Annotated in this window: 28 protein-coding genes; 8 read left to right on the top strand and 20 right to left on the bottom strand. The window is 67.7% G+C overall.

What is annotated here, in order from left to right:
- Nucleotides 1-26 precede the first annotated feature (26 nt).
- Genes KO490_RS04910 through KO490_RS04900 form a run of 3 tightly spaced genes read right to left on the bottom strand, consistent with a single transcriptional unit; the run spans nt 27 to nt 2346 of the window.
- Complete coding sequence (locus KO490_RS04910; protein WP_216018278.1) at nt 27-443, bottom strand: GNAT family N-acetyltransferase; 417 nt, start codon at nt 441-443, stop codon at nt 27-29.
- Nucleotides 440-1579 carry a succinyl-diaminopimelate desuccinylase gene (dapE, locus tag KO490_RS04905; RefSeq protein WP_216018277.1) on the bottom strand — a complete coding sequence of 380 codons (1140 nt, stop codon included), beginning with the start codon at nt 1577-1579 and terminating at the stop codon, nt 440-442. Before dapE ends, KO490_RS04910 begins: the two co-directional genes overlap by 4 nt.
- Nucleotides 1579-2346, bottom strand: a complete 768-nt coding sequence (locus KO490_RS04900) for a sulfite exporter TauE/SafE family protein (protein WP_216018276.1) — start codon at nt 2344-2346, stop codon at nt 1579-1581. Before KO490_RS04900 ends, dapE begins: the two co-directional genes overlap by 1 nt.
- Nucleotides 2347-2505: 159 nt before the next feature.
- Between KO490_RS04900 and KO490_RS04895 the strand changes: the two genes are divergently transcribed.
- Together KO490_RS04895 and KO490_RS04890 are read left to right on the top strand one after the other, a co-directional pair.
- The gene (locus tag KO490_RS04895; RefSeq protein ID WP_371822268.1) at nt 2506-4113 is read left to right on the top strand and encodes an acyl-CoA dehydrogenase family protein; all 1608 of its coding nucleotides are present in this window, start codon (nt 2506-2508) and stop codon (nt 4111-4113) included.
- Between the two features lie 75 nt (nt 4114-4188).
- The gene (locus tag KO490_RS04890) at nt 4189-4662 is read left to right on the top strand and encodes an META domain-containing protein (RefSeq protein ID WP_216018274.1); all 474 of its coding nucleotides are present in this window, start codon (nt 4189-4191) and stop codon (nt 4660-4662) included.
- A 6-nt stretch (nt 4663-4668) separates the two neighbouring features.
- Here KO490_RS04890 and recO read toward each other — a convergent pair whose 3' ends face one another.
- From recO to KO490_RS04835, 11 genes are all read right to left on the bottom strand, one after another.
- Nucleotides 4669-5400 (bottom strand): DNA repair protein RecO, encoded by a 732-nt coding sequence (recO, locus tag KO490_RS04885; RefSeq protein WP_216018448.1) that lies wholly within the window; start codon nt 5398-5400, stop codon nt 4669-4671.
- A 54-nt stretch (nt 5401-5454) separates the two neighbouring features.
- Nucleotides 5455-6387 carry an EamA family transporter RarD gene (gene rarD, locus KO490_RS04880; RefSeq protein ID WP_216018273.1) on the bottom strand — a complete coding sequence of 311 codons (933 nt, stop codon included), beginning with the start codon at nt 6385-6387 and terminating at the stop codon, nt 5455-5457.
- Between the two features lie 40 nt (nt 6388-6427).
- Entirely contained in the window at nt 6428-6763 is a 336-nt protein-coding gene (locus KO490_RS04875; RefSeq protein WP_216018272.1) for a DUF1491 family protein, read from the bottom strand.
- Nucleotides 6756-7676, bottom strand: a complete 921-nt coding sequence (gene era / locus KO490_RS04870) for a GTPase Era (protein WP_216018271.1) — start codon at nt 7674-7676, stop codon at nt 6756-6758. The genes KO490_RS04875 and era overlap by 8 nt, the downstream gene beginning before the upstream one ends.
- The gene (gene rnc, locus KO490_RS04865; RefSeq protein ID WP_216018270.1) at nt 7673-8362 is read right to left on the bottom strand and encodes a ribonuclease III; all 690 of its coding nucleotides are present in this window, start codon (nt 8360-8362) and stop codon (nt 7673-7675) included. The genes era and rnc overlap by 4 nt, the downstream gene beginning before the upstream one ends.
- Nucleotides 8359-9153, bottom strand: a complete 795-nt coding sequence (lepB, locus tag KO490_RS04860) for a signal peptidase I (protein WP_216018269.1) — start codon at nt 9151-9153, stop codon at nt 8359-8361. Before lepB ends, rnc begins: the two co-directional genes overlap by 4 nt.
- Nucleotides 9154-9228: 75 nt before the next feature.
- Nucleotides 9229-9642 carry a holo-ACP synthase gene (gene acpS, locus KO490_RS04855; protein ID WP_216018268.1) on the bottom strand — a complete coding sequence of 138 codons (414 nt, stop codon included), beginning with the start codon at nt 9640-9642 and terminating at the stop codon, nt 9229-9231.
- On the bottom strand, nt 9639-10373 hold the full coding sequence (locus KO490_RS04850) for a pyridoxine 5'-phosphate synthase (RefSeq protein ID WP_216018267.1): 735 nt from the start codon (nt 10371-10373) through the stop codon (nt 9639-9641). The genes acpS and KO490_RS04850 overlap by 4 nt, the downstream gene beginning before the upstream one ends.
- 31 nt (nt 10374-10404) lie before the next feature.
- A complete protein-coding gene (locus KO490_RS04845; RefSeq protein WP_216018266.1) occupies nt 10405-11244 on the bottom strand; it encodes a 4-(cytidine 5'-diphospho)-2-C-methyl-D-erythritol kinase in 840 nt (279 codons plus the stop codon).
- Entirely contained in the window at nt 11241-13079 is a 1839-nt protein-coding gene (locus KO490_RS04840; protein WP_303462835.1) for a tetratricopeptide repeat protein, read from the bottom strand. Before KO490_RS04840 ends, KO490_RS04845 begins: the two co-directional genes overlap by 4 nt.
- A gap of 88 nt (nt 13080-13167) precedes the next feature.
- Nucleotides 13168-14823, bottom strand: a complete 1656-nt coding sequence (locus KO490_RS04835; RefSeq protein ID WP_216018265.1) for an electron transfer flavoprotein-ubiquinone oxidoreductase — start codon at nt 14821-14823, stop codon at nt 13168-13170.
- Between the two features lie 248 nt (nt 14824-15071).
- Between KO490_RS04835 and greA the strand changes: the two genes are divergently transcribed.
- Complete coding sequence (greA, locus tag KO490_RS04830) at nt 15072-15542, top strand: transcription elongation factor GreA (RefSeq protein ID WP_216018264.1); 471 nt, start codon at nt 15072-15074, stop codon at nt 15540-15542.
- Nucleotides 15543-15546: 4 nt separating this feature from the next.
- Nucleotides 15547-16488: a hypothetical protein gene (locus KO490_RS04825; protein ID WP_216018263.1), complete on the top strand. Its 942-nt coding sequence runs from the start codon at nt 15547-15549 to the stop codon at nt 16486-16488.
- Here the strand turns inward: KO490_RS04825 and KO490_RS04820 are convergent.
- Nucleotides 16485-16994: an N-acetyltransferase gene (locus tag KO490_RS04820; RefSeq protein ID WP_216018262.1), complete on the bottom strand. Its 510-nt coding sequence runs from the start codon at nt 16992-16994 to the stop codon at nt 16485-16487. The genes KO490_RS04825 and KO490_RS04820 overlap by 4 nt on opposite strands.
- Nucleotides 16995-17034: 40 nt before the next feature.
- Between KO490_RS04820 and KO490_RS04815 the strand changes: the two genes are divergently transcribed.
- Both KO490_RS04815 and KO490_RS04810 read left to right on the top strand, forming a co-directional pair.
- Nucleotides 17035-17811: an AzlC family ABC transporter permease gene (locus tag KO490_RS04815; RefSeq protein WP_216018261.1), complete on the top strand. Its 777-nt coding sequence runs from the start codon at nt 17035-17037 to the stop codon at nt 17809-17811.
- A 1-nt stretch (nt 17812) separates the two neighbouring features.
- Nucleotides 17813-18142, top strand: coding sequence for an AzlD domain-containing protein (locus KO490_RS04810; protein ID WP_216018260.1), 330 nt, complete (start codon nt 17813-17815; stop codon nt 18140-18142).
- Here KO490_RS04810 and KO490_RS04805 read toward each other — a convergent pair.
- The 4 genes from KO490_RS04805 to KO490_RS04790 are packed head-to-tail and all read right to left on the bottom strand — an operon-like array spanning nt 18127 to nt 21686.
- Nucleotides 18127-18753: a hypothetical protein gene (locus KO490_RS04805; RefSeq protein ID WP_216018259.1), complete on the bottom strand. Its 627-nt coding sequence runs from the start codon at nt 18751-18753 to the stop codon at nt 18127-18129. The genes KO490_RS04810 and KO490_RS04805 overlap by 16 nt on opposite strands.
- An 8-nt stretch (nt 18754-18761) precedes the next feature.
- The gene (locus tag KO490_RS04800) at nt 18762-18914 is read right to left on the bottom strand and encodes an aa3-type cytochrome c oxidase subunit IV (protein ID WP_216018258.1); all 153 of its coding nucleotides are present in this window, start codon (nt 18912-18914) and stop codon (nt 18762-18764) included.
- Between the two features lie 55 nt (nt 18915-18969).
- On the bottom strand, nt 18970-19992 hold the full coding sequence (locus KO490_RS04795; RefSeq protein WP_303462828.1) for an MBL fold metallo-hydrolase: 1023 nt from the start codon (nt 19990-19992) through the stop codon (nt 18970-18972).
- Nucleotides 19989-21686: an acyl-CoA dehydrogenase gene (locus tag KO490_RS04790; RefSeq protein ID WP_216018257.1), complete on the bottom strand. Its 1698-nt coding sequence runs from the start codon at nt 21684-21686 to the stop codon at nt 19989-19991. Before KO490_RS04790 ends, KO490_RS04795 begins: the two co-directional genes overlap by 4 nt.
- Before the next feature lie 111 nt (nt 21687-21797).
- On the opposite strand from KO490_RS04790, the gene KO490_RS04785 reads away from it, so the two are divergent.
- Nucleotides 21798-22748: an L-threonylcarbamoyladenylate synthase gene (locus tag KO490_RS04785; protein WP_216018256.1), complete on the top strand. Its 951-nt coding sequence runs from the start codon at nt 21798-21800 to the stop codon at nt 22746-22748.
- On the opposite strand, the gene KO490_RS04780 is transcribed toward KO490_RS04785, so the two are convergent.
- Nucleotides 22749-24176 (bottom strand): Glu/Leu/Phe/Val dehydrogenase, encoded by a 1428-nt coding sequence (locus KO490_RS04780; protein WP_216018255.1) that lies wholly within the window; start codon nt 24174-24176, stop codon nt 22749-22751.
- Between the two features lie 228 nt (nt 24177-24404).
- On the opposite strand from KO490_RS04780, the gene KO490_RS04775 reads away from it, so the two are divergent.
- Nucleotides 24405-25034, top strand: a complete 630-nt coding sequence (locus KO490_RS04775; protein ID WP_216018254.1) for a TetR/AcrR family transcriptional regulator — start codon at nt 24405-24407, stop codon at nt 25032-25034.
- Nucleotides 25035-25138: the final 104 nt, after the last annotated feature.

The following is a 25138-nucleotide window of genomic DNA, read 5'->3' as shown; positions in this document are numbered from 1 at the left end:
ATAAGTCGCCAACGCGTCCTGCGTTGTCAGAGTTCGCGGCTCATGTCACGATGGGGAATGCCGGCGTCGTCGTAAACCGGGCCATGGGCTGCAAATCCCAGTTTCTCGTAAAAGCCGATGGCATGGACTTGGGAACTGAGCTTGGCGCGCACAACCCCCGGCCTTGCGCGCAGGGCATCCAGCGCCGCCCGCATCAGCACAGCCCCCGCCCCCGTGCCCCGCATCCGGGGCAGGACGCAGACGCGCCCGATCTTGCCGGTATCGCCCTGGACGAACAGCCGCGCCGTCCCCCAGGGGCCATCGTCGTCCTGCCCCAGCAGGTGAATCGCCCGGTCGTCCAGGTCGTCCATCTCCTCGGCCTCGGGGACGTTCTGCTCCTCGATGAAGACCGCGCGGCGCAGCATGTGGCAGGCGGCAAGGTCGTCGGTTTCGGCGATTCTCATGCGAAGAACCTCTCAAGCATCCGCTGATAGATCGTCTTGAGCTGATGCACCTGCGCGGCGGGCACGCGTTCGTCGACCTGGTGCATGAACTGGCCGACCAGCCCGAATTCCACCACCGGGCAGTGGTTCTTGACATAGCGCGCGTCCGACGTGCCACCGGTCGTGGACATGACCGGCTGGCGGTTCGTTTCCTGCGTGACAACCTCGCGGATCATGTCCACGAAGGGGCCGGGCGCGGTCAGGAACGCCTCGCCCGAGATGTCGGCCTGCAGGTCAATCCGGACGCCGGTCTGTTGCGTGATGCGGTCGGCATGGGCCTGCAGCCGCTCGGTCAGGGACGCGCCCGTATGCAGGTCGTTGAAGCGGATGTTGACCACCGCGCTTGCCAGTTCCGGAATGACGTTCGACGCGGGATTGCCGCAATCGATCGAGGTGACCTGCAGCCCCGAGGGGTCGAAATGATCCGTTCCATTATCCAGCGGTTCGGATGTCAGTTCGAACAGGAACCGCGTCAGGGCGTGCAGCGGGTTGTTAGCCTTGTGCGGATAGGCCGCGTGCCCCTGCTTGCCCTTGGCACGGATCCTGAAGGTCATCGAGCCGCGCCGCCCGATCTTCATCATCTCGCCCATCACCTCGGGGTTCGAGGGCTCACCCACGATGCAGGCGTCCATGCGTTCGCCATTCGCATCCATCCAGTCCAGCAGCGCGGGCGTGCCGTCCTTGGACGGGCCTTCCTCGTCGCCGGTGATGGTCAGGATGATCGCGCCGTCGGGGGGCGTGTCGCGGACGAAATCGATGGCGGCGGCCACGAAGGCCGCGACCCCCGATTTCATGTCCGTGGCCCCGCGGCCCCAGATGATGCCATCCTCGTCCAGATGCCCCGAGAAGGGCGGATGCGTCCAGGATGCCGGATCGCCGGTCGGCACCACGTCCACATGACCGTTGAACCCGATGGTCTTCGCACCCTTCGCGCCCCATCGCGCGAACAGGTTCGGCGTTCCGTTGCGATCCGTCCGGTGGCATTCGAAGCCCGCATCGGCCAGCATGCCCTCCAGCAGCTCCAGCGCCTCGTGCGCGGCGGGCGTGACCGAGGGGCATCGGATCAGGCGGGCGGTCAGGTCGGCGGGATCGGTCATCAAAGGCTCCAGATTTCAAGGGCGCGGCGGATAAGGTTCAGCCCGGTCAGGATCAGCAGGACCAGGGTCCAGCGGCGAAACTGCCCCATGTTCAGGCGATCCTGCAAGGCGAAGCCCAGCTTCATCCCGACGAAGCCCGGAATGCACAGCACCGCCGACAGGGGCACCGTCTGCGCATTCAGCACCCCGGAGAACAGATGCGCGACCGTCAGCACCACCGCGCCGATCAGGAAGACCACGCCCTGCACGCGGACCTGCTCCTTCTTCTCGATCCCGATGGACAGAAGATAGACGATCAGCGGCGGCCCCCAGATCCCCGAGATCCCGCCGTAAAGGCCCCCGATCACGCCCGACACGGCCTCGGCCCGCTTGCGGTGGTGCAGGCTCATGGTCATGGGGCGGCCCGACAGCTGCCACAGCGCGAACAAGGTGATCGGCACGCCCAGGATCGCATACATCAGCCATTGCGGGATGATATTGGCGAAACCCGCCGAGACGCAGATGAAGATCGCCACCATGGCGATATGCAGCCGGAACCTGCGGATCGATGCCGTGGCGGCGGGCACCCCGTCGCGCAGCGCCTGCTGGACGTTCGAGAACAGCGTCGGCAGGATCATCGCGGCCAGGGCCGTGGTGGCGGGCATGATCGATCCGAAGACCGAGATCATGATCATCGGCATCGCAAACCCGATGGCCCCCTTCACGAAACCCGCGAACAGGGTGACCCCGAGGGCCGCGACGATTTGCCAAGGATCAAGTCCGAACATGTGCGCACGCTAGTCCCGCCCAACGCAAAGGAAAAGCCATGCAGAGGCACAAATCCGCTGCGACATTTTAGATCACCGAATGTCGTTTCTGCGCATAATTGTTGCGCACACGATTCAAAGACGCTACTCATGCTGCAACGCCGCAATGGGGGGGAAGCCATGAAAGACATGCAGCACCGGTCCGAAGCCGTCCTGGCCGAGCTTGACGACCTGCAGACCCGCGCGACCGATGCGCTGCGGGCGCTGGTCGCACCTTCGGGCAAACCCGATCCGCAGGCGCTGGAGATGCATCAGCATGCGGCCCATGCGCTGTCCTGGCTGGCCACCTATGTCGAATCGATCCGCCAGCTGCATGCGTGGTCCGCCCGCGTCTCGGGCCCGGTCGAGGATCTGATCGCCCGCATCGGCATGGGCGAATACCTGACCCAGATCGCCACCGGCATCCCCATGAGCCAGACCGAATTCGCCCGCCTGTCGGATCTGGGCGTGGATTGGACGCCATCGGATGCGGCACGAGAGCTAATGCGCGGGAACACCCCCGCCGCACGGGCCGAGCTTGCGCGCCTGATCGCGGATGCCCAGGGGTCTGCGACCTTCGGGGCGTCGGGCCTCGACGAGGATCTGGAGATGATCCGCGACCAGTTCCGCCGCTGGAGCGACGACAAGGTCGCCCCCCACGCCCATGGCTGGCACCTGAAGGACGAGCTGATCCCGATGGAGATCATCGAGGAGCTGGCCGAGCTGGGCGTCTTCGGCCTGACCATCCCCGAGGAATTCGGCGGCCTGGGCATGTCCAAGGCCGCGATGGTCGTCGTCTCCGAGGAACTGTCGCGCGGCTATATCGGCGTGGGCAGCCTTGGCACACGAAGCGAGATCGCGGCCGAGCTGATCCTGTGTGGCGGCACCGATGCGCAGAAGGCGCATTGGCTTCCGCGCCTTGCCAGCGGAGAGACCCTGCCCACGGCGGTCTTCACCGAACCCAATACCGGTAGCGATCTGGGGTCCTTGCGCACCCGCGCGGTGCGCGACGGCGACGACTGGGTCGTGACCGGCAACAAGACCTGGATCACCCATGCGGCCCGCACCCATGTCATGACGCTGCTGGCCCGCACCGATCCGGACACCACCGATTATCGCGGCCTGTCGATGTTCATCGCCGAAAAGACGCCGGGCACGGATGCCGACCCCTTCCCCACCCCCGGCATGACCGGGGGCGAGATCGAGGTCCTGGGTTACCGCGGGATGAAGGAATACGAGCTGGGCTTCGACGGCTTCCGCGTGGCGGGCGCGAACCTGTTGGGCGGGCAGACGGGTCAGGGCTTCAAGCAGCTGATGCAGACCTTCGAATCCGCGCGCATCCAGACCGCCGCGCGCGCCATCGGCGTGGCGCAGAACGCGCTGGAACTGGGGCTGCGATACGCGCTGGACCGCAAGCAGTTCGGCAAGCCGCTGGTCGAATTCCCCCGCGTGGCCGACAAGCTGGCCATGATGGCTGTCGAAATCATGATCGCACGGCAGCTCACTTATTTTAGCGCGTGGCAGAAAGATCACGACCGCCGCTGCGACCTCGAGGCCGGGATGGCCAAGCTGCTGGGTGCCCGCGTGGCATGGTCGGCGGCCGACAATGCGCTGCAAATCCACGGTGGCAACGGTTTCGCGCTGGAATATCAGATCAGCCGCGTGCTGTGCGATGCGCGAATCCTGAACATCTTCGAGGGCGCGGCCGAGATTCAGGCACAGGTCATCGCGCGCCGCCTGCTCGGATAGTACGGGATCGGGCTGGATCGGGTATGTGTTTGCGTATAATCCGTTCCGGTCCGCTTTCCGCCAAGGAGTTTTGCCATGTCCCGACCCGTTTCCCAGATGCGCAGCAAGCTGTCCCTCGCCGCGCTCGGTGCCGCCGCGCTGACGCTTGCCGCCTGTTCCTCGGAACCGGCCGGTGACCCGATGGGCGGCCTTCCCGCCAACGACTACGTGCTGGTCGGCATCGGCAACGGCACCGTTCCGCTGCGCAACATCACGCTGACCCTGCGCCCCGAAGGCGTTTCGGGCCGCGGTCCGTGCAACGGCTATGCCGCCAAGAACACCGTGCCCCTGCCCGCCGTCGCATTCGAGCCGCTGCAGACCAGCGGCGTGACCGATTGCAAGGACATCGCGGTCGAGCAGCGTTACTTCGAGGCCCTGCAGAACGCCAACGAGATCGAGTTCTACGGCGGCGTCCTGAAGATCAAGGGCCCGACCTGGCTGATCTTCGAAAGCGGCCGTCCCGCCGATCAGGTGACCGACGCACTGTCGGCCGCACGCGGCAACGAGTAATCCGGCTCAGCCCGCGGCGCGGGTCAGCCGCCCGACCAGGCGACCGCGCGCGGCGGGCAATGGTCTGCCCACCAGTTCCTCGGCCAGGCGCGCGCCGAGGAAATGCCCCGTCAGGGCCAACCCCTCGGCCAGGTCGCGACCGCGTCCCGGCCCCTCGCCCCCCATCAGGGGCGGCAGGGGCAGAAGCCGCGGCGCCCAGTTCCCGGCCCCCTGACGCGACACCGCCCGCCCCGAACGCGGGCTGACGAAGGCCAGCCCCGTCGCGGACCCCGTGACGGCACAGGCGGACAGGTCCAGCCCGAAGCCCATCTCGTCCAGAAGCGCCATTTCCCACAGCAGGTATCCGGCGGGCCAGTCGGGATTGCCGGAATCGATCGCGTCCAGCAGCGTCTCGGTTCGGGTTGCAAGCGCGGGATGCGGATCGCGTTCGGGCAGCGCGAAGACCAGCAGCGCGCAGATGGCGTTCAGCCCCGCCAGCCCCGCAGGGTCCGACATCAGCGCCGACCGCATCCTGACCGGCTCGACCGAGAAATTGCCCAGCTGATCGGATTGCCGCGCCCGCCAGCGCAGATCCAGCCGCGTGCCCGGCTGCAGCATCGCCGCGCGTTTCGATGACGCACCGCCCGGAACGACGCCCGCATGGCGTCCGTGTTCGGCGGTCAGCACGTCAATGATCACCGCGGTTTCGCCATGCGTCCGGCGCGCGATCACCGTGCCCTGTGCCTGCCACTCCATCAGCTGGTCCCCTTGCCCGTCACGGCAGGATGCGGAAAACGCCGCGAAGATGCCAGATCACTGCATCCGGCGCGTCGTGGCAAGACGGCGGTCGCGACGCCGCTGGCCCGCTTGGCGCAGCAGCGTCGCGGTATAGATCGCCAGCGCCGCCCAGATCATCGGGAAGGCGATCAGGCGCGCCCCCTCGAAGGGTTCGCCGAACAGGATCACGGCGCAGAGGAAGATCAGCGTGGGCGTGACGTATTGCAGGATGCCGATGGTGGACAGCCGGATCAGCTTGGCCCCGTTGGCATAGAACAGCAGCGGAATGGCCGTCACCGGCCCGCAGCCCAGCAACAGCGCCCATGTGCCCGCATCGTAGGACAGTCCCCGGCCCGTCGCGCCCGTCCAACCCAGATAGATCACCGCCAGCGGCAGAAGCAGCAGCACCTCCAGCGTGAAGCCCTGGTTCGGCCCGAGCGGCAGGCGCTTCTTGCAATAGGCATAGATCCCCCAGGTCAGCGTCAGCCCGATGGCGACCAGCGGCAGGCGCCCCGCCTGCACCGTCAGGATCACCACCGCTGCCGCCGCAAGGCCGATGGCCAGAAGCTGCCCGCGCGACAGCTTTTCCTTCAGGACCAGCGCGCCCAGAAGCACGCTGAAAAGCGGGTTGATGTAATATCCGAACGCCGCGTCCAGCGCATGGTCATGCGTGATCGCCCAGACATAGATCAGCCAGTTGGCCGAGATCAGGATCGCCGTCAGCGCGGCCATGGCCAGCAGGCGCGGCTGGCGCAGGGCGGCCATCACCTGGTCCTGCCGTCCCTGCCAGATCAGCACCGCCGCCGCGATGGGCAGCGACCAGATCACGCGATGGGCGATGATCTCGGGCGCGGGCACGTCCGACAGCGCCTTCATGTAGATGGGAAGCGCCCCCCAGCTCAGATAGGCGGAAAGGGCATAGACGAGGCCTATGGGCGAATCGGTCTGGGGATCGGGTGCGCTGCTCATGGGCATTGCATATTCCGCAGTCTCGCACCGCGCCAGAGGCTTAGAACAGCCCCTCCTGGTCCAGCAGGGTCGCGCCCGTGCGGCTCTCGATCTCGATCACCCACAGATCGGGGTCGGTCGAACATGCGCGGGCGATGGCCGCGTCGATATCGGGCTCGGGGCCGGTATCGGTGGCGACCCAGGGGCGGGTATCGGTCTCGAAGTCCCATTCCCGCCGCCACAGCGTCGCGCGCCCGTCCAGATGGGCGCATTTGACCGCGATGGCGCCGGCCGTATCGTCGCCGCGCGCCATGACATAGGCGGGGATGTCGGCCAGCCCCAGCCGCGTCAGATAGGCCCCGACCCAGAGGCCCGAGGCCAGCCGTGCCTCAGCCATCGCCGTCGCGGAAGTTCAGCCCCATCTCGTCATAGCGTTCGGATTCGTTCAGCCAGTTCTCGCGGACGCGGACCTGCAGGAACAGGTGGACGCGGCGGCCCATGAACTCTTCCATCTCGACCCGCGCGGCCTGGCCCACGGCCTTGATCGTCTCGCCACCCTTGCCCAGCACGATGCCCTTGTGACCCGGACGCATGACATAGACGACCTGCTCGACCCGCGCGCTGCCGTCCTTCTTCTCCTCCCACTGCTCGGTCTCGACCGTCAGCTGATAGGGGATTTCCTCGTGCAGGCGCAGGGTCAGCTTCTCGCGGGTGATCTCGGCAGCGATCATGCGCATGGGCAGATCGGCGATCTGATCCTCGGGATAGAGCCACGGGCTGACCGGCAACCCCGCTGCCAGCCATGCACGCAGCTCGGCAGTGCCGTAACCCTTCTCGGCCGAGATCATGAAGGTCTCGGCAAAGGGGAATGCCTCGTTCGCCTTGGCCGACAGGGCCAGCAGGCTCTCGGCCTTCACGCGGTCGATCTTGTTGATGATCAGCGCGACGGGGCGCCCATGCGCGCTCTCCTTCAGCTGCTCAATGATGGCCATCGCGCCTTCGGTCAGGCCGCGATGCGCCTCGATCAGGAACAGGACCAGATCGGCATCGGAGGCCCCGCCCCATGCGGCGGCGACCATGCTGCGATCCAGGCGGCGGCGCGGGCGGAAGATGCCCGGCGTGTCCACGAAGACGATCTGGCTGTCGCCCTCCATCGCGATGCCGCGGATGCGGGCGCGGGTGGTCTGGACCTTGTGCGTCACGATCGACACCTTGGCGCCGACCATCTGGTTCAGCAGGGTGGATTTGCCGGCATTGGGTTCGCCGATCAGCGCGACGAAGCCCGCGCGGGTTTGGGTTTCGTCGGTCATGGCTGTCCTTCCAGACGTTCCAGCAGCGCCTTGGCCGCCGATTGTTCGATGCTGCGCTTGGTGCCCGCGCCCCTGGCCTCGGCCTGGCGGCCATCGGCAAGGCTGACGGTGATGTGGAAGACCGGCGCATGGTCGGGGCCGCTGCGGTCGGTCTGTTCGTATGACGGGGGCGGCATGCCCTGTGCCTGGGCCCATTCCTGCAGCGCGGTCTTGGCGTCGCGCGAATCCTCGGCGACGTTCGACAGGCGCTTTTTCCAAAGGCGCAGGACGACCCGGCGCGCGGCGTCCAGCCCCGCATCCAGATAGATGGCGGCCAGCACGGCCTCCATCCCGTCGGCCAGCAGCGCATCCTTGCGACGCCCGCCCGACAGCATTTCCGAACGCCCCAGCTTCAGGACATCGCCCAGCCCGATCTCGCGGGCGACGGCGGCGCAGGTCTCGCCCTTGACCAGCGCGTTGAAGCGGGGGGCCAGCTGGCCCTCGCTCGCCTCGGCATCGGCGTCGAACAGGGCCTCGGACATGATCAGGCCCAGGACCCGGTCGCCCAGGAATTCCAGCCGCTGGTTGTCGGGCCGCGTGGCCGAGGCGATCGAGCCGTGGGTCAGCGCCCGCACCAGCAGTTCGGGTCGGGAGAATTCATGACCCAGCCGGGTCATGAAGGCGCGTATGTCAGCAGATGGGGTCAATTCACCGCCTTGAAGAAACGATCGGGACGCCAGGTCCAGAAATAGAGAAGCGAGCGACCGGCCGAGGAGAACATGATCCGGTCGGCACGGCCGATCAGGTATTCGTCGGGGACGAAGCCCAGCCCGCCGATTTCCGGGGGAAAGCGCGAATCCTCGGAATTGTCGCGGTTGTCGCCCATGAAGAAGTAATGGCCTTGGGGCACGGTATAGGTCGGCGTGTCGTCGGCCACCCAGCCATCGGTGATGTTCAGCACGTCATGGCTGTGACCGCCGGGTAGGTTCTCGGTGGTGCGGGGCTTGATGCAGTCGCCACCCGCGGCCACGGGTTCGTTGGCGCAGCGCGGAATCAGGCCTTGGGGGCCCTGCTGTTCCTTGGTCTCGACGAAATCGCCGGCGGGGGTGGTCGGAACCTCTTCGCCGTTCAGGAACAGGCGGCCGCCGCGCATCTGCACGGTATCGCCCGGCAGGCCGATGACGCGCTTGATGAAATCGACATTGCGCACGGGGTGGCGGAACACCACCACGTCGCCGCGCTCGGGTTCGGAACCCAGGATCCGCCCCGAGATCGGGCAGGCCGAGAACGGGCAGCTATGCGCCGAATAGCCGTAGGCCATCTTGTTCACGAACAGGAAGTCGCCGATCAGCAGCGTGTCCTTCATCGACCCCGAGGGAATCCAGAAGGGCTGGAAGAACAGGGTGCGGAAGATGCCGGCGATGACGAGCGCCCAGAAGATCGTCTTGATCGTCTCCCAGATGCCGTCCTTTTTCTTCGGAGCTGCGCTTTCGGCCATTCCGCGTGATCCTTTGCAATCGCAGGGGCCCAACGGCCCCGGTCGGGCGTTCATGGTCCCGCGAACGGGACAAAGTCAAGCGTCTGGACCCGCCATCGGCAGGGCCTCGATCACGACGAAGGCCTGCGCCCAGGGGTGATCGTCGGTCAGGGTGACATGGACCACCGCGCGGTGGCCCGCGGGCGTCATCGCGGCCAGCCTGTCGGCGGCCCAGCCCGTCAGTTCCATTACCGGCTGCCCGGACGCCAGGTTCGACACCGACATGTCCTTCCAGGCGATGCCCATGGCCAACCCCGTCCCGAGCGCCTTGGAACAGGCCTCCTTCGCGGCCCAACGCTTGGCCAGGGTGCCGGCCTCGTCGACGCGGCGGGCGGCCTTGGCCAGTTCGCGGTCGGTGAAGACGCGGTGGCGGAAACGGTCGCCGAACCGGTCCAGCGTGCCCTGGATCCGGTCGATATTCGCAAGGTCGGTGCCGATCCCCAGGATCATGCGCGCGCCATGTCCATGCGGCGGCGCATCTCGCGGATGGCCCCATCGAGGCCCAGGAACACGGATTCCCCGATCAGGAAATGCCCGATATTCAGTTCGGCCAGCTGCGGGATCGCGGCAATGGGGCCGACCGTGTCGAAGGTCAGGCCGTGACCCGCATGGACCTCCAGCCCCAGGTCGGCGGCCAGCTTCGCGCCCTGCTGCAGCGCCTGCAGTTCGGCATCGCGTTCGTCGTGCCGCCCTTCGGTATCCAGATCGCAATAGGCGCCGGTATGCAGTTCGACCACGGCGGCCCCCACGCGTGCGCTGGCACGGATCTGTTCGGGCTGATGGCCGATGAACAGCGACACGCGGCAGCCCGCATCGCGCAGGGGGGCGATGAAATCGGCCAGCGCATCCTCCTGGCCCGCGACGTCCAGGCCGCCTTCGGTCGTGCGTTCCTCGCGCTTCTCGGGGACGATGCAGACTGCATGGGGGCGGTGGCGCAGCGCGATGGCCTGCATTTCCGCGGTGGCGGCCATCTCGAAGTTCAGGGGCAGCGTCAGACCGGTCATCAGCGCCTCGATATCGGCGTCGCGGATATGGCGACGATCCTCGCGCAGATGGGCGGTGATGCCGTCGGCACCTGCCGCCTGCGCCAGTTCGGCCGCACGCATCGGATCGGGCCAGGGCGTCCCCCGCGCATTTCGGAGGGTCGCGACGTGATCGATATTGACGCCCAGACGAAGCATGGAGAGGCCCTTTTCAGCAGTTTCCCGCAGTCTAGCCGCCGTTGGGCGCGGATGCCAGTTGGCAGGCCACCGCCCACCAGCCGTTGCGCGCCAATGTCGCGGCGGCGGCGCTGGCGCGATCCGCGCGGTCGAACAGGCCGAAGCAGGTGGCCCCCGATCCCGACATCCGCGCAAGGCCCGCGCCCTGGGCGGTCAGCGCGTCCAGCACATCCGCGATCACCGGCGCAGCCTTGATCGCGGGGGCCTGCAGGTCGTTCCGCGTGGCCCGGCACCATGCGATCAGCGCCGCCATGTCGGGCATCAGCGGAATGGGCGGCAAGGGCGGGTTGTCGCGCGTTTCCAGCCGAGAGAAGACCTGCGGCGTGGACAGGGCGACACCCGGATTGGCCAGCACCATGTGCAGCGGGGGCAATGGCGGGGCGGGGGTCAGGATCTCGCCCACGCCCTGCATGCGCGCGGGTGCCGATGCGATGCAGACGGGAACATCCGCCCCCAGGATCTCGGGGTTGGCGGGCAGCGGGTATCCCATGCGGTGCAGCCCGCGCAGGACGGCTGCCGCATCGGCCGATCCGCCCCCGATGCCCGATGCCACCGGCAGGTTCTTGGTCAGGCGGATCGCCACCTCGGCCCCGACCGAACGGGCCGCGCGCAGACACAGATTGTCGTCGGAGGCCAGGCCATCCGCAAAGGGACCGTCGATGGTCAGGGACAGCGGCCCGGGCGCAAGGTCGATCCGGTCGCCCGCATCGGCGAAGCAGACCAGCGAATCCAGCAGGTGATATCCGTCATCCCGCCTGCCCGTCACATGCAGCGCAAGGTTCAGCTTGGCGTCGGCGAATTCGCCGACGCCCTCGGCAAGGGCGGGGATCATTCGGCGGCGGTGTCCTGCGCATCCGGAAGGGGCGCGTCCGCGGTATCGCCGCGGGCGGTTTCCTCGGCCAGCACGCGATCCAGACCCCGGTCCAGCTTGGCGCGGATGCGGTCGGGATCGACATCGCCCGTATCGGTCGGTTCCAGCGACAATGCACGCTGCCACTGGATCTCGGCCTCGCGGTGGCGTCCGACCTTCCAGTAGATGTCGCCCAGGTGATCGTTGACCAGCGGATCGGCGGACATGCTGGCGACCGCGGCCTCCATCGGCGCGACGGCGTCCTGATACCGGCCCATGCGGAAATAGGCCCAAGCCAGCGAATCCAGGATATAGCCGTCGCCCGGCGACAGCTCGACCGCCTTCTGGATCATCGCCAGCGCACGATCCAGATTCTCGTTCCGGTCGATCCAGCTGTAGCCAAGATAGTTCAGGCAGCTTGCATAATCGGGCCGGATCTCCAGCGCGGCAAGCAGATCCTTCTCGGCCCGGTCGAACTGCCCTGCCCGCTCCAGCGCGATCCCGCGGGCATAGAGGGGGAACCAGCGCGCGCCTTCGGGGGCGTCCTTCAGCATGGTCAGCGCGCGGTCATAGGCGGGAACGGCGCTGTCGAACTTCTCCTGCTGGCGCAGGACGTCGCCCAGGGCGATCCAGGCCTGCGACAGCTGCGGATAGGCGGCGGTCAGCGCCAGCGCGGCCTGTTCGGCGGCGTCCCGGCGACCGGCACGCGACAGTGCGTCGATGCGCGACAGCTCGGCCACGGGGCGCATCTCGCCCATCTTGCGGACGGCCGCGAATTCGGCCTCGGCCAGGTCGAACTGCTGACGATCCTGCAGCAGCTGCGCGACCATCAGGCGGGATTCGGCATCCTCGGGGGCCAGCCAGGACGCGATGCGCGCATGGACCAGCGCCAGCGGTTCGGGATCGGGGCTGGAGGCCAGCGCCGAGGCGAAGGACAGCAGCAGATGCGCGATCCCGTCGCCGGGGCCGCCCACCACGTCGAAGGGCACCGGCTGATCGTCGCGCAGCGCATCGCGCAGGGCCACCAGCTGCGGCTCGGCCTCGATCTCCTGCACCTTGTCCAGCAGGGCCAGCGCCTCGTCCCGACGGTCGAGCTGCGCGAGGATCTGGATGCGTGTGACCAGCCCCATCAGATCGGCCAGGCCGTCGGCCTCGTCCAGCAGGGTCTCGGCGGTTTCGTAATCGCCGACCAGCGCACGGGCCAGCGCAAGGTGATAGTTCACGACAGGCGCCAACGAGGGGTTGTCGGCCAGCGCCTGGAAGGCGGCCAGCGCGTCCTGCGCGCGCCCGGCCCCCAGCAGCGCCCAGCCGCGCACGATCCCGTCCATCAGGTCGTCGTTGATGCCCGCATCGGCATCGCGATGCGCCTCGATCAGCGCCAGAAGCCCCTGCCAGTCGCCTGCCCGGATCAGCTGCGCCCTGCGCACGAGAGCCGCAAGCTCGGTCTCGTTGCCGTCACGGAACAGATCGTCGGTGATCTGCGCCGCGCGATCCATCCGCCCGGCCGAGATCAGCGCGAGGATGGCGTTGTCCTGAAGATAGACATCCTTGGGCAGCGCATCCGCAGAGCGGGCGAAATACTCGGCCGCCGCGCTGAAATCGTTCTCGACCGTGGCAAGGCGGGCGGCCAGGTAGGGACCGGCCAGACCGTGGGTCAGCGGGGCGCGGGCCTCGTGTTCCGGGCGGGGCTGAGGTCGGTGCATCTGCGCATCCGGCGCCTCGGGGGCCTGCGCATGGGCCGCGCCCGCCATCAGCATGGCGATCAGCGCGGTCTTGATGGGGCCGGCAAGGGGCGTCTGGCTGGGCAGGATGTTCACGTCGGATGGGTCCGCTGGTCACTTTCACGTTGCCACCAGCCTAGACCACGAATGGCGGGGGTCGCAACGCCCCCCGCCATGCAGGTCATCACATATTCGGGTAATTCGGCCCGTCACCGCCCTGCGGCGTGGTCCAGACGATGTTCTGGCTGGGGTCCTTGATGTCGCAGGTCTTGCAGTGGACGCAGTTCTGGAAATTGATCTGGAAGCGCGGCCCGCCCGCATCCTCGATCACCTCGTAGACGCCTGCCGGGCAGTAGCGCTGCGCGGGCTCGGCATATTCGGGCAGGTTGACCGCGATCGGGATCGAGGGATCGCGCAGCTTCAGGTGGCAGGGCTGGCTTTCCTCGTGGTTGGTGAAGCTGAAGGCCACGTTGGTCAGGCGGTCGAAGGACAGCTTGCCGTCGGGCTTGGGATAATCGATCACCGGGAAATCGGCGGCCTTGCCGGTGGCCGCGGCATCGGTCTTGCCGTGCTTCCAGCTGCCCATCGGGTTCCAGCCGGTCAGGTTCGACACCCACATGTCGATGCCGCCCAGCATCAGGCTGGCGGTCAGGCCCATGCGCGACCAGATCGGCTTGACGTTGCGCACGCGCTTCAGGTCGGTGCCCACTGCGCCGTCGCGGACCGCGGCGTCGTAATCCTCCAGCCGGTCGCCCTCGCGGCCCGCCTTCAGCGCGGCGGCGGCGGTCTCGGCGGCCTCGATGCCCGAATGCATGGCGTTGTGGTTGCCCTTGATGCGCGGCACGTTGACCATGCCCGCGCTGCAGCCCAGCAGCACGCCGCCCGCGAAGGACAGCTGCGGCAGCGACTGGAAGCCGCCCTCGCTGATGGCACGCGCGCCATAGGCCACGCGCTTGCCGCCCTCCAGCAGTTCCGCGACCATCGGGTGGTGCTTGAAGCGCTGGAACTCCATGTAGGGATAGAGATGCGGGTTGCGATAGTTCAGGTGGACGACGAAGCCGACCAGCACCTGGTTGTCCTCGAAGTGATAGATGAAGCTGCCGCCGCCCGCGTTCTTGCCAAGCGGCCAGCCCATCGTGTGGACGACACGGCCCTGTCTGAACTTCTCGGGGGAAACCTCCCAGATCTCCTTCATGCCGATGCCGTATTTCTGCGGCTCGGATGCGGCATCCAGGCCCAGCTTCGCGATGATCTCCTTGGACAGGCTGCCGCGCACGCCTTCGGCGATGAAGACATACTTGCCGTGCAGCTCCATCCCGGGCTCATAGCCGTCGCCGATGGTGCCGTCGGGATTGCGACCGAATTCGCCCGCGACGACGCCCTTGACGCGATCGCCTTCCCAGACCAGCTGGCTGGCGGCCATGCCCGGGAAGATCTCGACGCCCAGCTCCTCGGCCTGCTCGGCCATCCAGCGGCAGACATTGCCCATGCTGACGACATAATTGCCGTGGTTGTTCATCAGGGGCGGCATCGGCCAGTTCGGCACGCGGACCTGCCCGCTTTCGCCCAGCACGAAGAAGTTGTCGTCCACCACCTCGGTGTTCAGGGGGGCGCCCTTTTCCTTCCAGTCGGGGATCAGACGGTCGAGGCCGGACGGGTCCAGCACCGCGCCCGACAGGATGTGCGCACCGACTTCGGAACCTTTTTCCAGCACCACGACCGCAATTTCCGGGTCGATCTGCTTCAGCCTGATCGCCGCGGACAGGCCCGAAGGTCCCGCGCCCACGATCACGACATCGTATTCCATGGATTCTCGTTCGATCGCGGCGTCCTCGGTCATCGGCTGGCATCCTCCCGTAATGGCTGGCTTTGCACGAATTGGTAGCTTGCGCTTCACGCCGGGGCAATCGTGACGCCGCGAAGAAATCCGCCGATCGGGGTTCTGCCCGCCAAGCAGGCTTGCAAAGGCCGCGGAATTGGGTTCACGATGAAATCCTGACGCCGACCACGCCCCTGCCATCCCGATGGCGGGGGCGTTGGCTTGGCGGCGATGACCAAGAACCGCATCCCATGAAGGACAGGGCAGCGATGGATAAGATACCGATGACCCGCAAGGGCTTTCAGGCTCTGGAACGCGAGCTGACCGAACTGAAGTCCAAGGAACGTCCGGCCGTCATCCGCGCCATTGCCGAGGCGCGCGAACACGGCGATCTGTCCGAGAATGCCGAATACCATGCAGCCCGCGAAAAGCAGGGCTTCATCGAGGGCCGCATCAAGGAACTGGAGGGCCTTCTGTCGCGGGCCGAGGTGTTCGACCCCGAGAAGCTGTCGGGCAGCATCAAGTTCGGCGCCACCGTCACCATGGTGGACGAGGATACCGACGAGGAACGCACCTATCAGATCGTGGGCGAGGCCGAGGCCGATATCGAGCGCGGCCTGCTGAACATGCGTTCGCCGCTTGCGCGCGCGCTGATCGGCAAGGACGAAGGCGACAGCGTCGAGGTCAAGACCCCCGGCGGTGAGCGCAGCTACGAGATCCTCTCGATCCGCTACGTCTGATCCCATGTCAGTAATCGCCAAGATAGCAAGCCTTTCGCATCGCGATCGCATCACCTCGGTGGGCTATGCGCTGACGGGCGTGTGGCTGTTCCTCGTCGCGCTGTTCTGGATGCTGGCGCCGGGCGGCGAAGGCGGCGGCGGCGGCGTCGCAAGGCTGATGACCGTGGTGGGCGTGGCCCTGCCGCTGGTGCTGATCTGGCTGGCCGTGACGCTGGCCCGCAGCATCGCCGTCCTGCGGGCCGAGGCCGCCGATCTGCGCGCCGTCATCGCCGACATGCGCGGCGATGCCCCCGAAGATCACGTATCCGGGGATCGCGCATCGGGGGACCGCATCCCCGAACCGCCGCAGAAGCCCCTGCATGGCGGGGTGGCCCCCGCGACCCCGCGCAATGCGCCCGCCGCCGCCCCCGCGCGTTCCCGCCTGCCCGAACCGCCGCGCCAGCCTGTCATGGCGCTGGACGATCCGCAGGGCGAAGCCGTGGATGCCGCGACCCTGATCCGGGCGCTGAACTTTCCCGACGGGCCGGACGACCACGAGGCCATCGACGCGCTGCGTCAGGCCCTGCGCGATCCGTCCCAGTCCCGCGTGCTGCGCAGCGCGCAGGATGTCGTCACGCTGCTGGCCGGACGCGACATCTACATGGACGACCTGCCGCCCGACACGGCCCATGCCGATGCCTGGCGGCGCTTTGCCGCGGGCGAACGCGGCAGCGCGGTCGCATCGCTCGGCGCGATCCACGACGAGGAGACGCTGCAGGAAATCGCCGCGATGATGCAGGGAGACGAAGTGTTCAAGGACACCGCGCATCACTTCCTGCGCCATTTCGACGGGCTTCTGACGCGGCTGATCCCCGAGCTGGACGACCTGCAGATCGCCGTCATGGCCGACAGCCGCTCGGGCCGCGCCTTCATGCTGCTGGGCCGCGTCGGGGGTGCCTTCGGCTAGGCCGCCTCGCGGCGCAGCACCAGGACCTGCCCCCACCAGGGCAGGCCGAACCTGCCGCGGGTCTCCTCGTGAAATCCGGTCGCGGCATAGAAGGCCCGCGCCGACGCGTTCGAGGCGCGCACCTCGACCCGCAGGCCCGGACGTCCCCGCCGCCGCGCCTGCGCCTCGGCCTCGGCCAGCAGCAGGCGACCGATGCCGCCCCGCGGTTCGGCCACCGCGATCCCGTCCACGACCAGATCCGCGGTGGGCGGCGCGGGCCTGAACAGGTGCCGCAGCACGCCCCGCGCATCGGGCACGAAGCCGCCCCCGTCATCGCGCAGCCCCGCAACGCCCAGCACGCGCCCCGCATCGTCCAGCGCGACCACGCCGCGTTCGGCGCGGCAGGTGCCGGCCCTGCCCCTGCCACCGAAATGTCGCCACCACAGCCGGGCCGCATCCTCCAGCGCATGGGCGGGAACGGGGCTTGCCAGCCGGATGGCACGGTCTTGTGATCCGTTGCGTGTCATGCAAGCAAGGTGGCGCGAAGCCAAGCTGGACGAAAGCCCCATGTCACCGACCCCGGAACCCCGCCCGGATCCCGCGCAGGAAACCGCCGATCCGATCACCGCCCGCGCCCTGGCACGGACGCCGCGGCAGGCGTTCTGGCACGGGATGTGGCAGTCGCTGCCCTTCCTGATCGTGATCGTTCCTTTTGCGCTGCTGTTCGGGGTCGTCGCCTCCGAGGCCGGGCTGGACCTGGCCCAGGTCATGGGCTTCTCGGTCCTCGTGCTGGCGGGTGCGTCGCAATTCACGGCCGTGCAGCTGATGTCGGACAATGCGCCCGCGATCATCGTCATCCTGTCCTCGCTGGCGGTGAACCTGCGGATGGCGATGTATTCGGCCTCGCTCGTGCCGTGGCTGGGCAATGCGGCGGGCAGGCACAAGGCCTGGATCGCCTATGTCCTGATCGATCAGAGCTATGCCCTGTCGATCCAGCATTACGAACGCCACCCCCGGCTGAGCATGCCGCAGCGGCTGGCCTATTTCGCGGGCTGCGTGACCCCGCTGTGCATTCCGTGGATGATCGCGACGGGGGTCGGCGCGGTGATCGGCAATGCCATGCCCGAAGGCATCGCGCTGGATTTCGCGCTGCCCATCACCTTCCTTGCCATGATCGCGCCGATGCTGCGCACGCCCGCGCATCTGGCGGCCTGCTTCACCGCCATCCTGTCGGCGCTGCTGCTGGCGGGGCTGCCCTCGGGGCTGGGCCTGCTGATCGCGGCCCCCCTGGGCATGATCGCGGGCGCCGTGGTCGAGACGCGCACCACCCCGAAGGAGATCTGAGATGCCCGTATCCGATCTGACCGTCTGGGCCGTGATCCTGATCCTGGGCGTCGGCACCTATCTGATCCGCTGGTCGTTCCTGGGGGTGCTGGGCGGGCGCGACCTGCCCGAATGGGTGCTGCGGCTGCTGCGCTATACCCCGGTGGCGGTGCTGCCCGCGCTGGTCGCGCCGCTGGTCGTCTGGCCCGCCGCGACAGGCGGCGAACCCGACCCCGCGCGAATGGCCGCGGCGGCGGCGACCGTCATCGCGGGGCTGTGGACCCACAACGTGCTGGCCGCCATCGCCGCGGGGGGCGGAACGCTGGCGCTGATGCTCTATGTTCTGGGATAACCCGTGATCGTGCCGTCCTTCTGCTGCAGAAGGACGTCGTGATTATTCGCGGGATCGCCGTCCTGATGGCGCCTGGACACCACGCCCGGGCGCGACATGAACCAGTCGCGCAGCTTCAGGGGCGAAAAGCCGCGCGGCGCATCGCCAAAGCCCGGAACATCGCGCAGGACGCTGCCCACCGATACCGCGCAGAAGCTCTTGTTGGCGGGGCCATGCGCCTCGGCCCTGCGGATGGCGATATCGGCCACCTCGCGCGTGACGGGGATGGTATCCTCGGCCACCCACCAGGTCGAACGGGCGTGATAGTCGATGTAGAAGCGCTTGTAGTTGTCCGTGATCCCGTAGAGCACGTCGTGCCGTTCGGGAATGCGCGGATGGTTCCAGCTGCCCGCCGGGTCGAAGATGACCCGCTGGCTGCCGTTGATCATCAATGCGGAATGCCCGCCCTGCCCGCGCGGAATGCCGATCACGGTGAACAGCGTGATCGAGGGCGGCTCGGACGAGACGAACCGCGCGGCGCGCACGGCCTCGTCGGGGGCGAAGACGTTGTCGGCACCGCATGCGGCCAGAACCGCCGGAAGCGAGGCGGCAAGAAAGGTCCTGCGTTTCATCGCCGGCCTTACAGGTTGGTCAGCGCGAGGAACACCAGCACCACCAGCGACCCGATGGTCACCCAGGTGATGCCGCTCATCAGGCCGGCGAAGGCCCGCTTCTGCGGCGTGACGTCCATGCTGCCCTGAGTGGCTTCGGGTTTGTTGTCGAGATCGGCCATTCCTGCCCCCCTTGGTCAGTATCCATCCCTGCGATAGCCCAAGCGCGTTGCCCTGTCACGCCCCCCACAGCACCGCGCCGTCCCTTTCGCCCACAGGCCTTGCACGCCCGTCACGCCCCAGCCGGTTCAGATGGGCGACGGCCTCGACCAGGGCCAGGCCGAATTCCCCCTCGCCGATGCGGCGGCGGAACAGCAGATCGAAGCAATCAACCGCGCTGCGGGGCTGTTCGGCCAGTGCCGTGGCCAGCCGGTCCAGCGCCGTGCGGTGGTTGTCGATCAGCTGGCGCAGACGGAAGGGCAGCCCGGTAAAGGGCAGCTTGTGCCCCGGCAGGACCAGCTGATCGGGCCGGGCCAGGGGCAGCAGCCTTTCGCAGCTTTCCAGCCATTCGCCCACCGGATCGGCGCCGGGTTCGGTCGGATAGACCCCCAGATTGGGCGAGATCGAGGGCAGAAGCTGATCGCCCCCGATGACCAGCCCGTCATCCTGCGACCAGAAGGTCGCGTGGCAGGGTGCGTGCCCATGCCCGATGGCCACGCGCCAGTCGCGCCCGCCCATGCGGGTCACCTGCCCCTCGGACAGGCGCTCGAACCCCAGGGGCAACGGATGGACCACGTCGGCGAAATTGAAGGGCCGTTCCGCGGCGCGCTTGTCCAGCAATTCGCGCGGCATCCCCGCACGACGCCAGAAGCCCAGCGATTCGGCGGGCGGGCGGGCCTGATCGTCCAGGATCAGCATCCGCGCCATCAGCCAGGCGGTGCGGGTCATGGCAAGCGATGCGCCCTGCGTGGCCATCAGCCAACCCGCAAGGCCGATATGGTCGGGATGGTGATGCGTGCCGATCACGCGGGTGACGGGCCGCCCGCCAAGCGGTCCTGCCAACAGCCCTTCCCAGATCGCGCGGCCGCGCCTGCTGTCGAAGCCCGTATCGATTACCGTCCAGCCGTCGCCGTCGTCCAGCGCATAGACGTTGACGTGATCCAGCCGCATCGGCAGGGGCAGGCGCATCCACAGGATGCCGGGCGCGACCTCGATGGCCGCGCCTTCCTCGGGCGGGGTGTCGAAGGGCGTGCGGATCACGCCGCGAAATCGCCCATCAGCGCATCGTCGCCGATCGCGCTCAGATCGGACAGGCCCGCCAGCGCCTCGGCGATGTCGCCTGCATTGCGCGGCAGGACGCGGGCCATGAAGACCTGCGCCAATGCCAGGTGCGATCCGTTCCCGCGCAGGGCGGCGCGCAGATGGTAATGCCCGCCCAGCACCCGCGCGAAGGCGTTCAGATAGGCGACGGCCCCCGCGAAACGGTCCGGCAGCGGGCGATCCAGCAGCGCCAGCGTCGTCTCTCGCAGGGTCTCGGCGGCCTGCCACAGCTGGTGGGCCATGTCGGGATGGACGGATTGCGCGGATCTTGCGCCGTCCGTCACCTCGTCCAGCAGGCGCATCGCCGCATCGCCATTGTCCGACAGCTTGCGCCCGACCAGATCCATCGCCTGGATGCCGTTCGTCCCCTCGTAGATCGATGTGATGCGCACGTCGCGCAGATATTGCGCGGCACCCGTCTCCTCGACATAGCCCATGCCGCCATGGACCTGCACGCCCATATCGGCGACGCGGATGCCCAGATCGGTGCCATAGGCCTTGGCGATGGGCGTCAGGAAGGCCGCGCGGGCCGCGTGATCGGCATCGCCCGTCGCGCGCTGCATGTCGATGGCCGTCGCGCAGGCCAGCCCGATGGCGCGGGCGGCGAAGACCTCGGCCCGGGCGGTGGCCAGCATGCGCCGCACGTCGGGATGCCCGATGATCCGACCCATCTGGTCGCGATCCTGCGCATATGCGACGGCCTTCTGCAGCGCGGCCTCGGCCACGCCCACGCCCTGCATGCCGACGCCCAGCCGGGCGCAGTTCATCATCGTGAACATCGCGGCCATGCCCTTGTTTTCCGCCCCGACCAGCCAGCCGGTCGCGCCGTCATAGGACATCACGCAGGTCGGGCTGCCGTGGATGCCCAGCTTTTCTTCCAGGCTGACGACCTTCAGATCGTTGGCCACGCCCGGTTCGCCCTGATCGTCGGGAATGAATTTCGGCACCATGAACAGGCTGATGCCCCGCGTGCCCTTGTCCGCCCCCGGCAGGCGGGCCAGCACCAGGTGGCACACGTTCGAGGTGACGTCGCTGTCGCCCCAGGTGATGTAGATCTTCTGTCCCGTGATCCGATAGGTGCCGTCGCCCGCGGGTTCGGCGCGCGTGACCAGCGCGCCCACATCGCTGCCCGCGCCCGGTTCGGTCAGGTTCATGGTGCCCGACCATTCGCCGCTGATCAGCTTGGGCAGATACAGGGCCTTCAGATCGTCGCTGGCGTGATGTTCCAGCGCCTCGATCTGCCCTTGGGTCAGCAGCGGGTTCAGCTGCAGCGCAAGGTTCGCGCCCGACATCATTTCCGCGACCGACATGTTCAGCGCCTGCGGCAGGCCCATGCCGCCATATTCGGGATCGGCCGAGACGCCCACCCAGCCGCCATCCGCGATCGCCCGGAACCCTTCCGCGAAGCCCGGCGAGGACCTGACGACGCCGTTCTCCAGCCGCGCGGGGGTGTGATCGCCCGCGACATTCAGGGGCGCCAGCACCTCCGAGCACAGCTTGCCGGCCTCGTCCAGGATCGCGGTGGCCGTTTCGGGCGTCGCCTCGGCGAAACGCTCGGTCGCGGCGACATCCGCGAAGGGCACGACATGGCGAAGGATGAAGTCGATCTGCGCGACCGGCGCCTTGTAGGTCATCGGGGTCTCCTCCATGCGCCTTGGCATCCGGGGCCGGCGCGACTATCAAATGCGTTCAGCGGCATCTTGGGCCGCCAACGAAACCGGCTCAACCGAAACCCCGCGTCACGGATGAACACCCTCAGGCTGAACACAGATCGGACCGGCATCGCGACGGCGGCGGAACTGCTGTCGGCGGGCGAATGCGTGGCGATCCCGACCGAAACGGTCTACGGGCTTGCCGCGGACGCGCGGCAGGGCCAGGCGGTCGCGCGCATCTATGCCGCCAAGGGGCGGCCCAGCTTCAACCCGCTGATCGTGCATGTCCCGGATGCACAGGCGGCGGCGGCCATCGCGGACCTGCCCCCGCAGGCGCGTGCGCTGGCCGATGCCTTCTGGCCGGGGCCGCTGACAATGGTGCTGCCCCTGCGCGGGGATGCGGGGATCGCGTCGCTGGTGACGGCGGGGCTGGACACGATCGGGCTGCGCGTGCCGGCCCATCCGGCGGCGCGCGACCTGCTGCGCCGCTTCGGCGGGCCGCTGGCCGCGCCCTCGGCCAATGCATCGGGCCGGATCAGCCCGACCAGCGCGGATCACGTCCTGTCGCCCGATGGCGGGCTGGACGGGCGCATCGCCGCGGTTCTGGATGCGGGCCCCTGTGCGGTGGGCGTGGAATCGACGATCCTGGGCTGGCCCGACGGCGTGGCGACCCTGCTGCGTCCGGGCGGCATCGCGGCCGAGGATATCGCGACCGTGCTGGGCACCCCCCTTGCGCAGCACCAGGGCGATCCGTCGCGCCCGAACGCGCCGGGTCAGCTGAGCAGCCATTACGCGCCCAACGCCGCCCTGCGGCTGGAAGCCACCGATCCCCTGCCCCACGAGACGCATATCGCCTTCGGTCGGCCGGGCCCCTTCACCCTGTCGGCCAGCGGCGACCTGTCCGAGGCCGCCGCCCGCCTGTTCGACATGCTGCGCCGCGCGGATGCGGAAGGTCGGGCGATCTCGGTCGCGCCGATCCCGGAGCGGGGGCTTGGCGCGGCGATCAATGACCGCCTGCGCCGCGCCGCGGCCCCGCGCGACTAATCACAGCCCGAGCGAGTTGTAGACGTTCGAGATCCGGCGGATCGCCACGACATAGGCGGCGGTGCGCATGTCGTCGACGCGGGCGTTGTTCACCCAGACCTCCTTCATCTTCTTGAAGCTTTCGCGCATCGTGTCGTCCAGACCCGAGCGCACCAGCTCCAGTTCGTCCGCGCCGGTCAGGAAGCTTTCCTTGAAGCCCTTGGACAGGGTCCAGTTCAGGCCGGTATCGGCCGACAGGCGCTCCAGTTCCTCGACGATCATGCGGGCGCGGGCCTCTTCGTGGCGACGCTCCAGCCGCCCGAGGCTGATCTGCGACAGGTTCTTGACCCATTCGAAATAGGACACCGTCACGCCGCCCGCGTTGGCATACATGTCGGGGATGATCACGATGCCCTTCTCGCGCAGGATGCGGTCGGCATCGGCGGTGACGGGACCGTTCGCGGCCTCGATGATCAGCTTGGCCCGGATGCGGTCGGCATTGGTCGCGTCGATCACGCTTTCGACCGCGGCGGGGATCAGGATGTCGCAATCGTCTTCCAGCGCGCGCAGGCCGTCCTCGGTGAAATCGCCGCCGGCAAAGCCCTTCACGCCACCCGTCGCGCGGATATGGCCGCGCAGCGCGTCGATATTGATGCCCTGCGGATTGCGGATCACCCCGTCGCGCTCGATGACGCAGGTGACCAGCGACTTGTCCTCGGCCGACAGGAACTGCGCGGCGTGATAGCCGACATTGCCCAGACCCTGCACGATGACGCGCTTGCCCGACAGATCGCCGGTCATCCCGGCCTTCTTCATCACGTCGTCATGGCGGAAGAACTCGCGCAGCGCGTATTGGACGCCGCGACCCGTCGCCTCGACGCGGCCGTCGATGCCGCCGGCATGGCGCGGCTTGCCGGTGACGCAGGCCTTGGCGTTGATGTCGTCGGGATGCAGGCGCTTGTAGGCGTCGGCCATCCAGGCCATCTCGCGCTCGCCCGTGCCCATGTCGGGGGCGGGCACGTTCTGCGACGGAGAGATCAGGTTGCGGCGCGACAGCTCGTAGGTGAAGCGGCGGGTGATGCGTTCCAGCTCATCCTCGTTCCAGGCGCGCGGATCGATGCACAAACCGCCCTTGGAGCCGCCGAACGGCACCTCGACCAGCGCGCATTTGTAGGTCATCAGCGCGGCCAGCGCCTCGACCTCGTCCTGGTTCACGTCCAGCGAATAGCGGATGCCGCCCTTCACGGGCTCCATATGTTCGGAATGGACCGCGCGGTAACCGGTGAAGGTGTGGATCTGGCCACGAAGCCTGACACCGAAGCGCACCACATAGGTCGAGTTGCAGACCCGGATCTTTTCCTCGAGCCCGGGCGAAAGTTCCATCAGGCCGGCGGCCTTGGTGAACATCTGATCGACCGAATCGCGGAACGAGAGAAGCTGGTGGGCCATGGGCGCTATCCTCCTGCAGTGGTGCGTTTTGCTGGTATGGCGCCGCCAAGCTAGGGGGTTTCCGCCGCAGCTGCCACAGGGGATCGACTCGGACCTGCACAAATATTAATCATGGGTAATCGTCCGACCGGTGAAATCTTGCCCAGTCCTGCGGGAGCCCGTTTTGGGGGAACAAATAGGGCCCGGCTCTAATTATATCGCGTTACGAAGTTTCAGAAGAAGATTGATATGCCAAATTCTGCCAGGGAGATTACCCGGGGCCGCAAGTTCGAACAGGTCCGCCGAGGTGCTTCCGCCATCTTCCTTCGTGACGGTTTCGCGGGCGCAAGTGTCGACGACATCGCACGCGCGGCCCATGTGTCGAAGGCCACGCTCTATACCTACTTCTCGGACAAGTCGCTGATGTTCCAAGAGGTCATGAGCGCCTGCGCCGCCGAGGTTTTCGAGGCACGGATGGACGTCGCCCCGGTGGACGATTCCCCGCATGACTACCTGGCCGATTTTCTTGCCGACATCCTGACCTGGCAGCTGTCGCCCGAAAGCATCCGCCTGCATCGCCTAGCCATCGCCGAGGCGCATCGCTTTCCCGATTGCGTGACCAATTATCTTCGCCTGCGCGAAGCGACCCTGGTCGAACCGATCCGTGCCCAGATCGATCATTGGGTCCTGATGGGCAGCCTGGAACCCCATGACACCGAACGGTCGTCGCGCACCGTCGCCTCGATGCTGGGGGGCATTCCGACCCACCGGGCGCTTCTGGGCCACACCCCCGATGCCGACCGCATCCGCCACACCGCCGAAGAGGTCGCAAGCCTGTTCCTGATGGTGCGCGCCGCCCGGCCCACCGCGGCCGAGTGAGATTGACCTTGCGCAGGCGCTTTTCAGACCGGGTCCCGCCGCGTATCATGCCGCGATAAACCGGGCGCAGCCAAGCGCCCTGCAGGGCAGTATCGGCAGGAAGA

The organism is Paracoccus sp. C2R09 (assembly GCF_018860625.1).
Taxonomy (GTDB): domain Bacteria; phylum Pseudomonadota; class Alphaproteobacteria; order Rhodobacterales; family Rhodobacteraceae; genus Paracoccus.
The sequence above is the reverse complement of the archived record's forward strand: the minus strand, read 5'-3'. Positions and strand labels throughout refer to the sequence as shown.

Excerpts from the sequence above, each read along its gene's own strand:
- KO490_RS04910 (WP_216018278.1), bottom strand. The coding sequence starts at position 443 with ATGAGAATCGCCGAAACCGACGACCTTGCCGCCTGCCACATGCTGCGC.
- dapE (WP_216018277.1), bottom strand. The coding sequence starts at position 1,579 with ATGACCGATCCCGCCGACCTGACCGCCCGCCTGATCCGATGCCCCTCG.
- KO490_RS04900 (WP_216018276.1), bottom strand. The coding sequence starts at position 2,346 with ATGTTCGGACTTGATCCTTGGCAAATCGTCGCGGCCCTCGGGGTCACC.
- KO490_RS04895 (WP_371822268.1), top strand. The coding sequence starts at position 2,506 with ATGAAAGACATGCAGCACCGGTCCGAAGCCGTCCTGGCCGAGCTTGAC.
- KO490_RS04890 (WP_216018274.1), top strand. The coding sequence starts at position 4,189 with ATGTCCCGACCCGTTTCCCAGATGCGCAGCAAGCTGTCCCTCGCCGCG.
- rarD (WP_216018273.1), bottom strand. The coding sequence starts at position 6,387 with ATGAGCAGCGCACCCGATCCCCAGACCGATTCGCCCATAGGCCTCGTC.
- KO490_RS04875 (WP_216018272.1), bottom strand. The coding sequence starts at position 6,763 with ATGGCTGAGGCACGGCTGGCCTCGGGCCTCTGGGTCGGGGCCTATCTG.
- era (WP_216018271.1), bottom strand. The coding sequence starts at position 7,676 with ATGACCGACGAAACCCAAACCCGCGCGGGCTTCGTCGCGCTGATCGGC.
- lepB (WP_216018269.1), bottom strand. The coding sequence starts at position 9,153 with ATGGCCGAAAGCGCAGCTCCGAAGAAAAAGGACGGCATCTGGGAGACG.
- acpS (WP_216018268.1), bottom strand. The coding sequence starts at position 9,642 with ATGATCCTGGGGATCGGCACCGACCTTGCGAATATCGACCGGATCCAG.
- KO490_RS04850 (WP_216018267.1), bottom strand. The coding sequence starts at position 10,373 with ATGCTTCGTCTGGGCGTCAATATCGATCACGTCGCGACCCTCCGAAAT.
- KO490_RS04845 (WP_216018266.1), bottom strand. The coding sequence starts at position 11,244 with ATGATCCCCGCCCTTGCCGAGGGCGTCGGCGAATTCGCCGACGCCAAG.
- KO490_RS04835 (WP_216018265.1), bottom strand. The coding sequence starts at position 14,823 with ATGACCGAGGACGCCGCGATCGAACGAGAATCCATGGAATACGATGTC.
- greA (WP_216018264.1), top strand. The coding sequence starts at position 15,072 with ATGGATAAGATACCGATGACCCGCAAGGGCTTTCAGGCTCTGGAACGC.
- KO490_RS04825 (WP_216018263.1), top strand. The coding sequence starts at position 15,547 with ATGTCAGTAATCGCCAAGATAGCAAGCCTTTCGCATCGCGATCGCATC.
- KO490_RS04820 (WP_216018262.1), bottom strand. The coding sequence starts at position 16,994 with ATGACACGCAACGGATCACAAGACCGTGCCATCCGGCTGGCAAGCCCC.
- KO490_RS04815 (WP_216018261.1), top strand. The coding sequence starts at position 17,035 with ATGTCACCGACCCCGGAACCCCGCCCGGATCCCGCGCAGGAAACCGCC.
- KO490_RS04810 (WP_216018260.1), top strand. The coding sequence starts at position 17,813 with ATGCCCGTATCCGATCTGACCGTCTGGGCCGTGATCCTGATCCTGGGC.
- KO490_RS04805 (WP_216018259.1), bottom strand. The coding sequence starts at position 18,753 with ATGAAACGCAGGACCTTTCTTGCCGCCTCGCTTCCGGCGGTTCTGGCC.
- KO490_RS04800 (WP_216018258.1), bottom strand. The coding sequence starts at position 18,914 with ATGGCCGATCTCGACAACAAACCCGAAGCCACTCAGGGCAGCATGGAC.
- KO490_RS04790 (WP_216018257.1), bottom strand. The coding sequence starts at position 21,686 with ATGACCTACAAGGCGCCGGTCGCGCAGATCGACTTCATCCTTCGCCAT.
- KO490_RS04785 (WP_216018256.1), top strand. The coding sequence starts at position 21,798 with ATGAACACCCTCAGGCTGAACACAGATCGGACCGGCATCGCGACGGCG.
- KO490_RS04780 (WP_216018255.1), bottom strand. The coding sequence starts at position 24,176 with ATGGCCCACCAGCTTCTCTCGTTCCGCGATTCGGTCGATCAGATGTTC.
- KO490_RS04775 (WP_216018254.1), top strand. The coding sequence starts at position 24,405 with ATGCCAAATTCTGCCAGGGAGATTACCCGGGGCCGCAAGTTCGAACAG.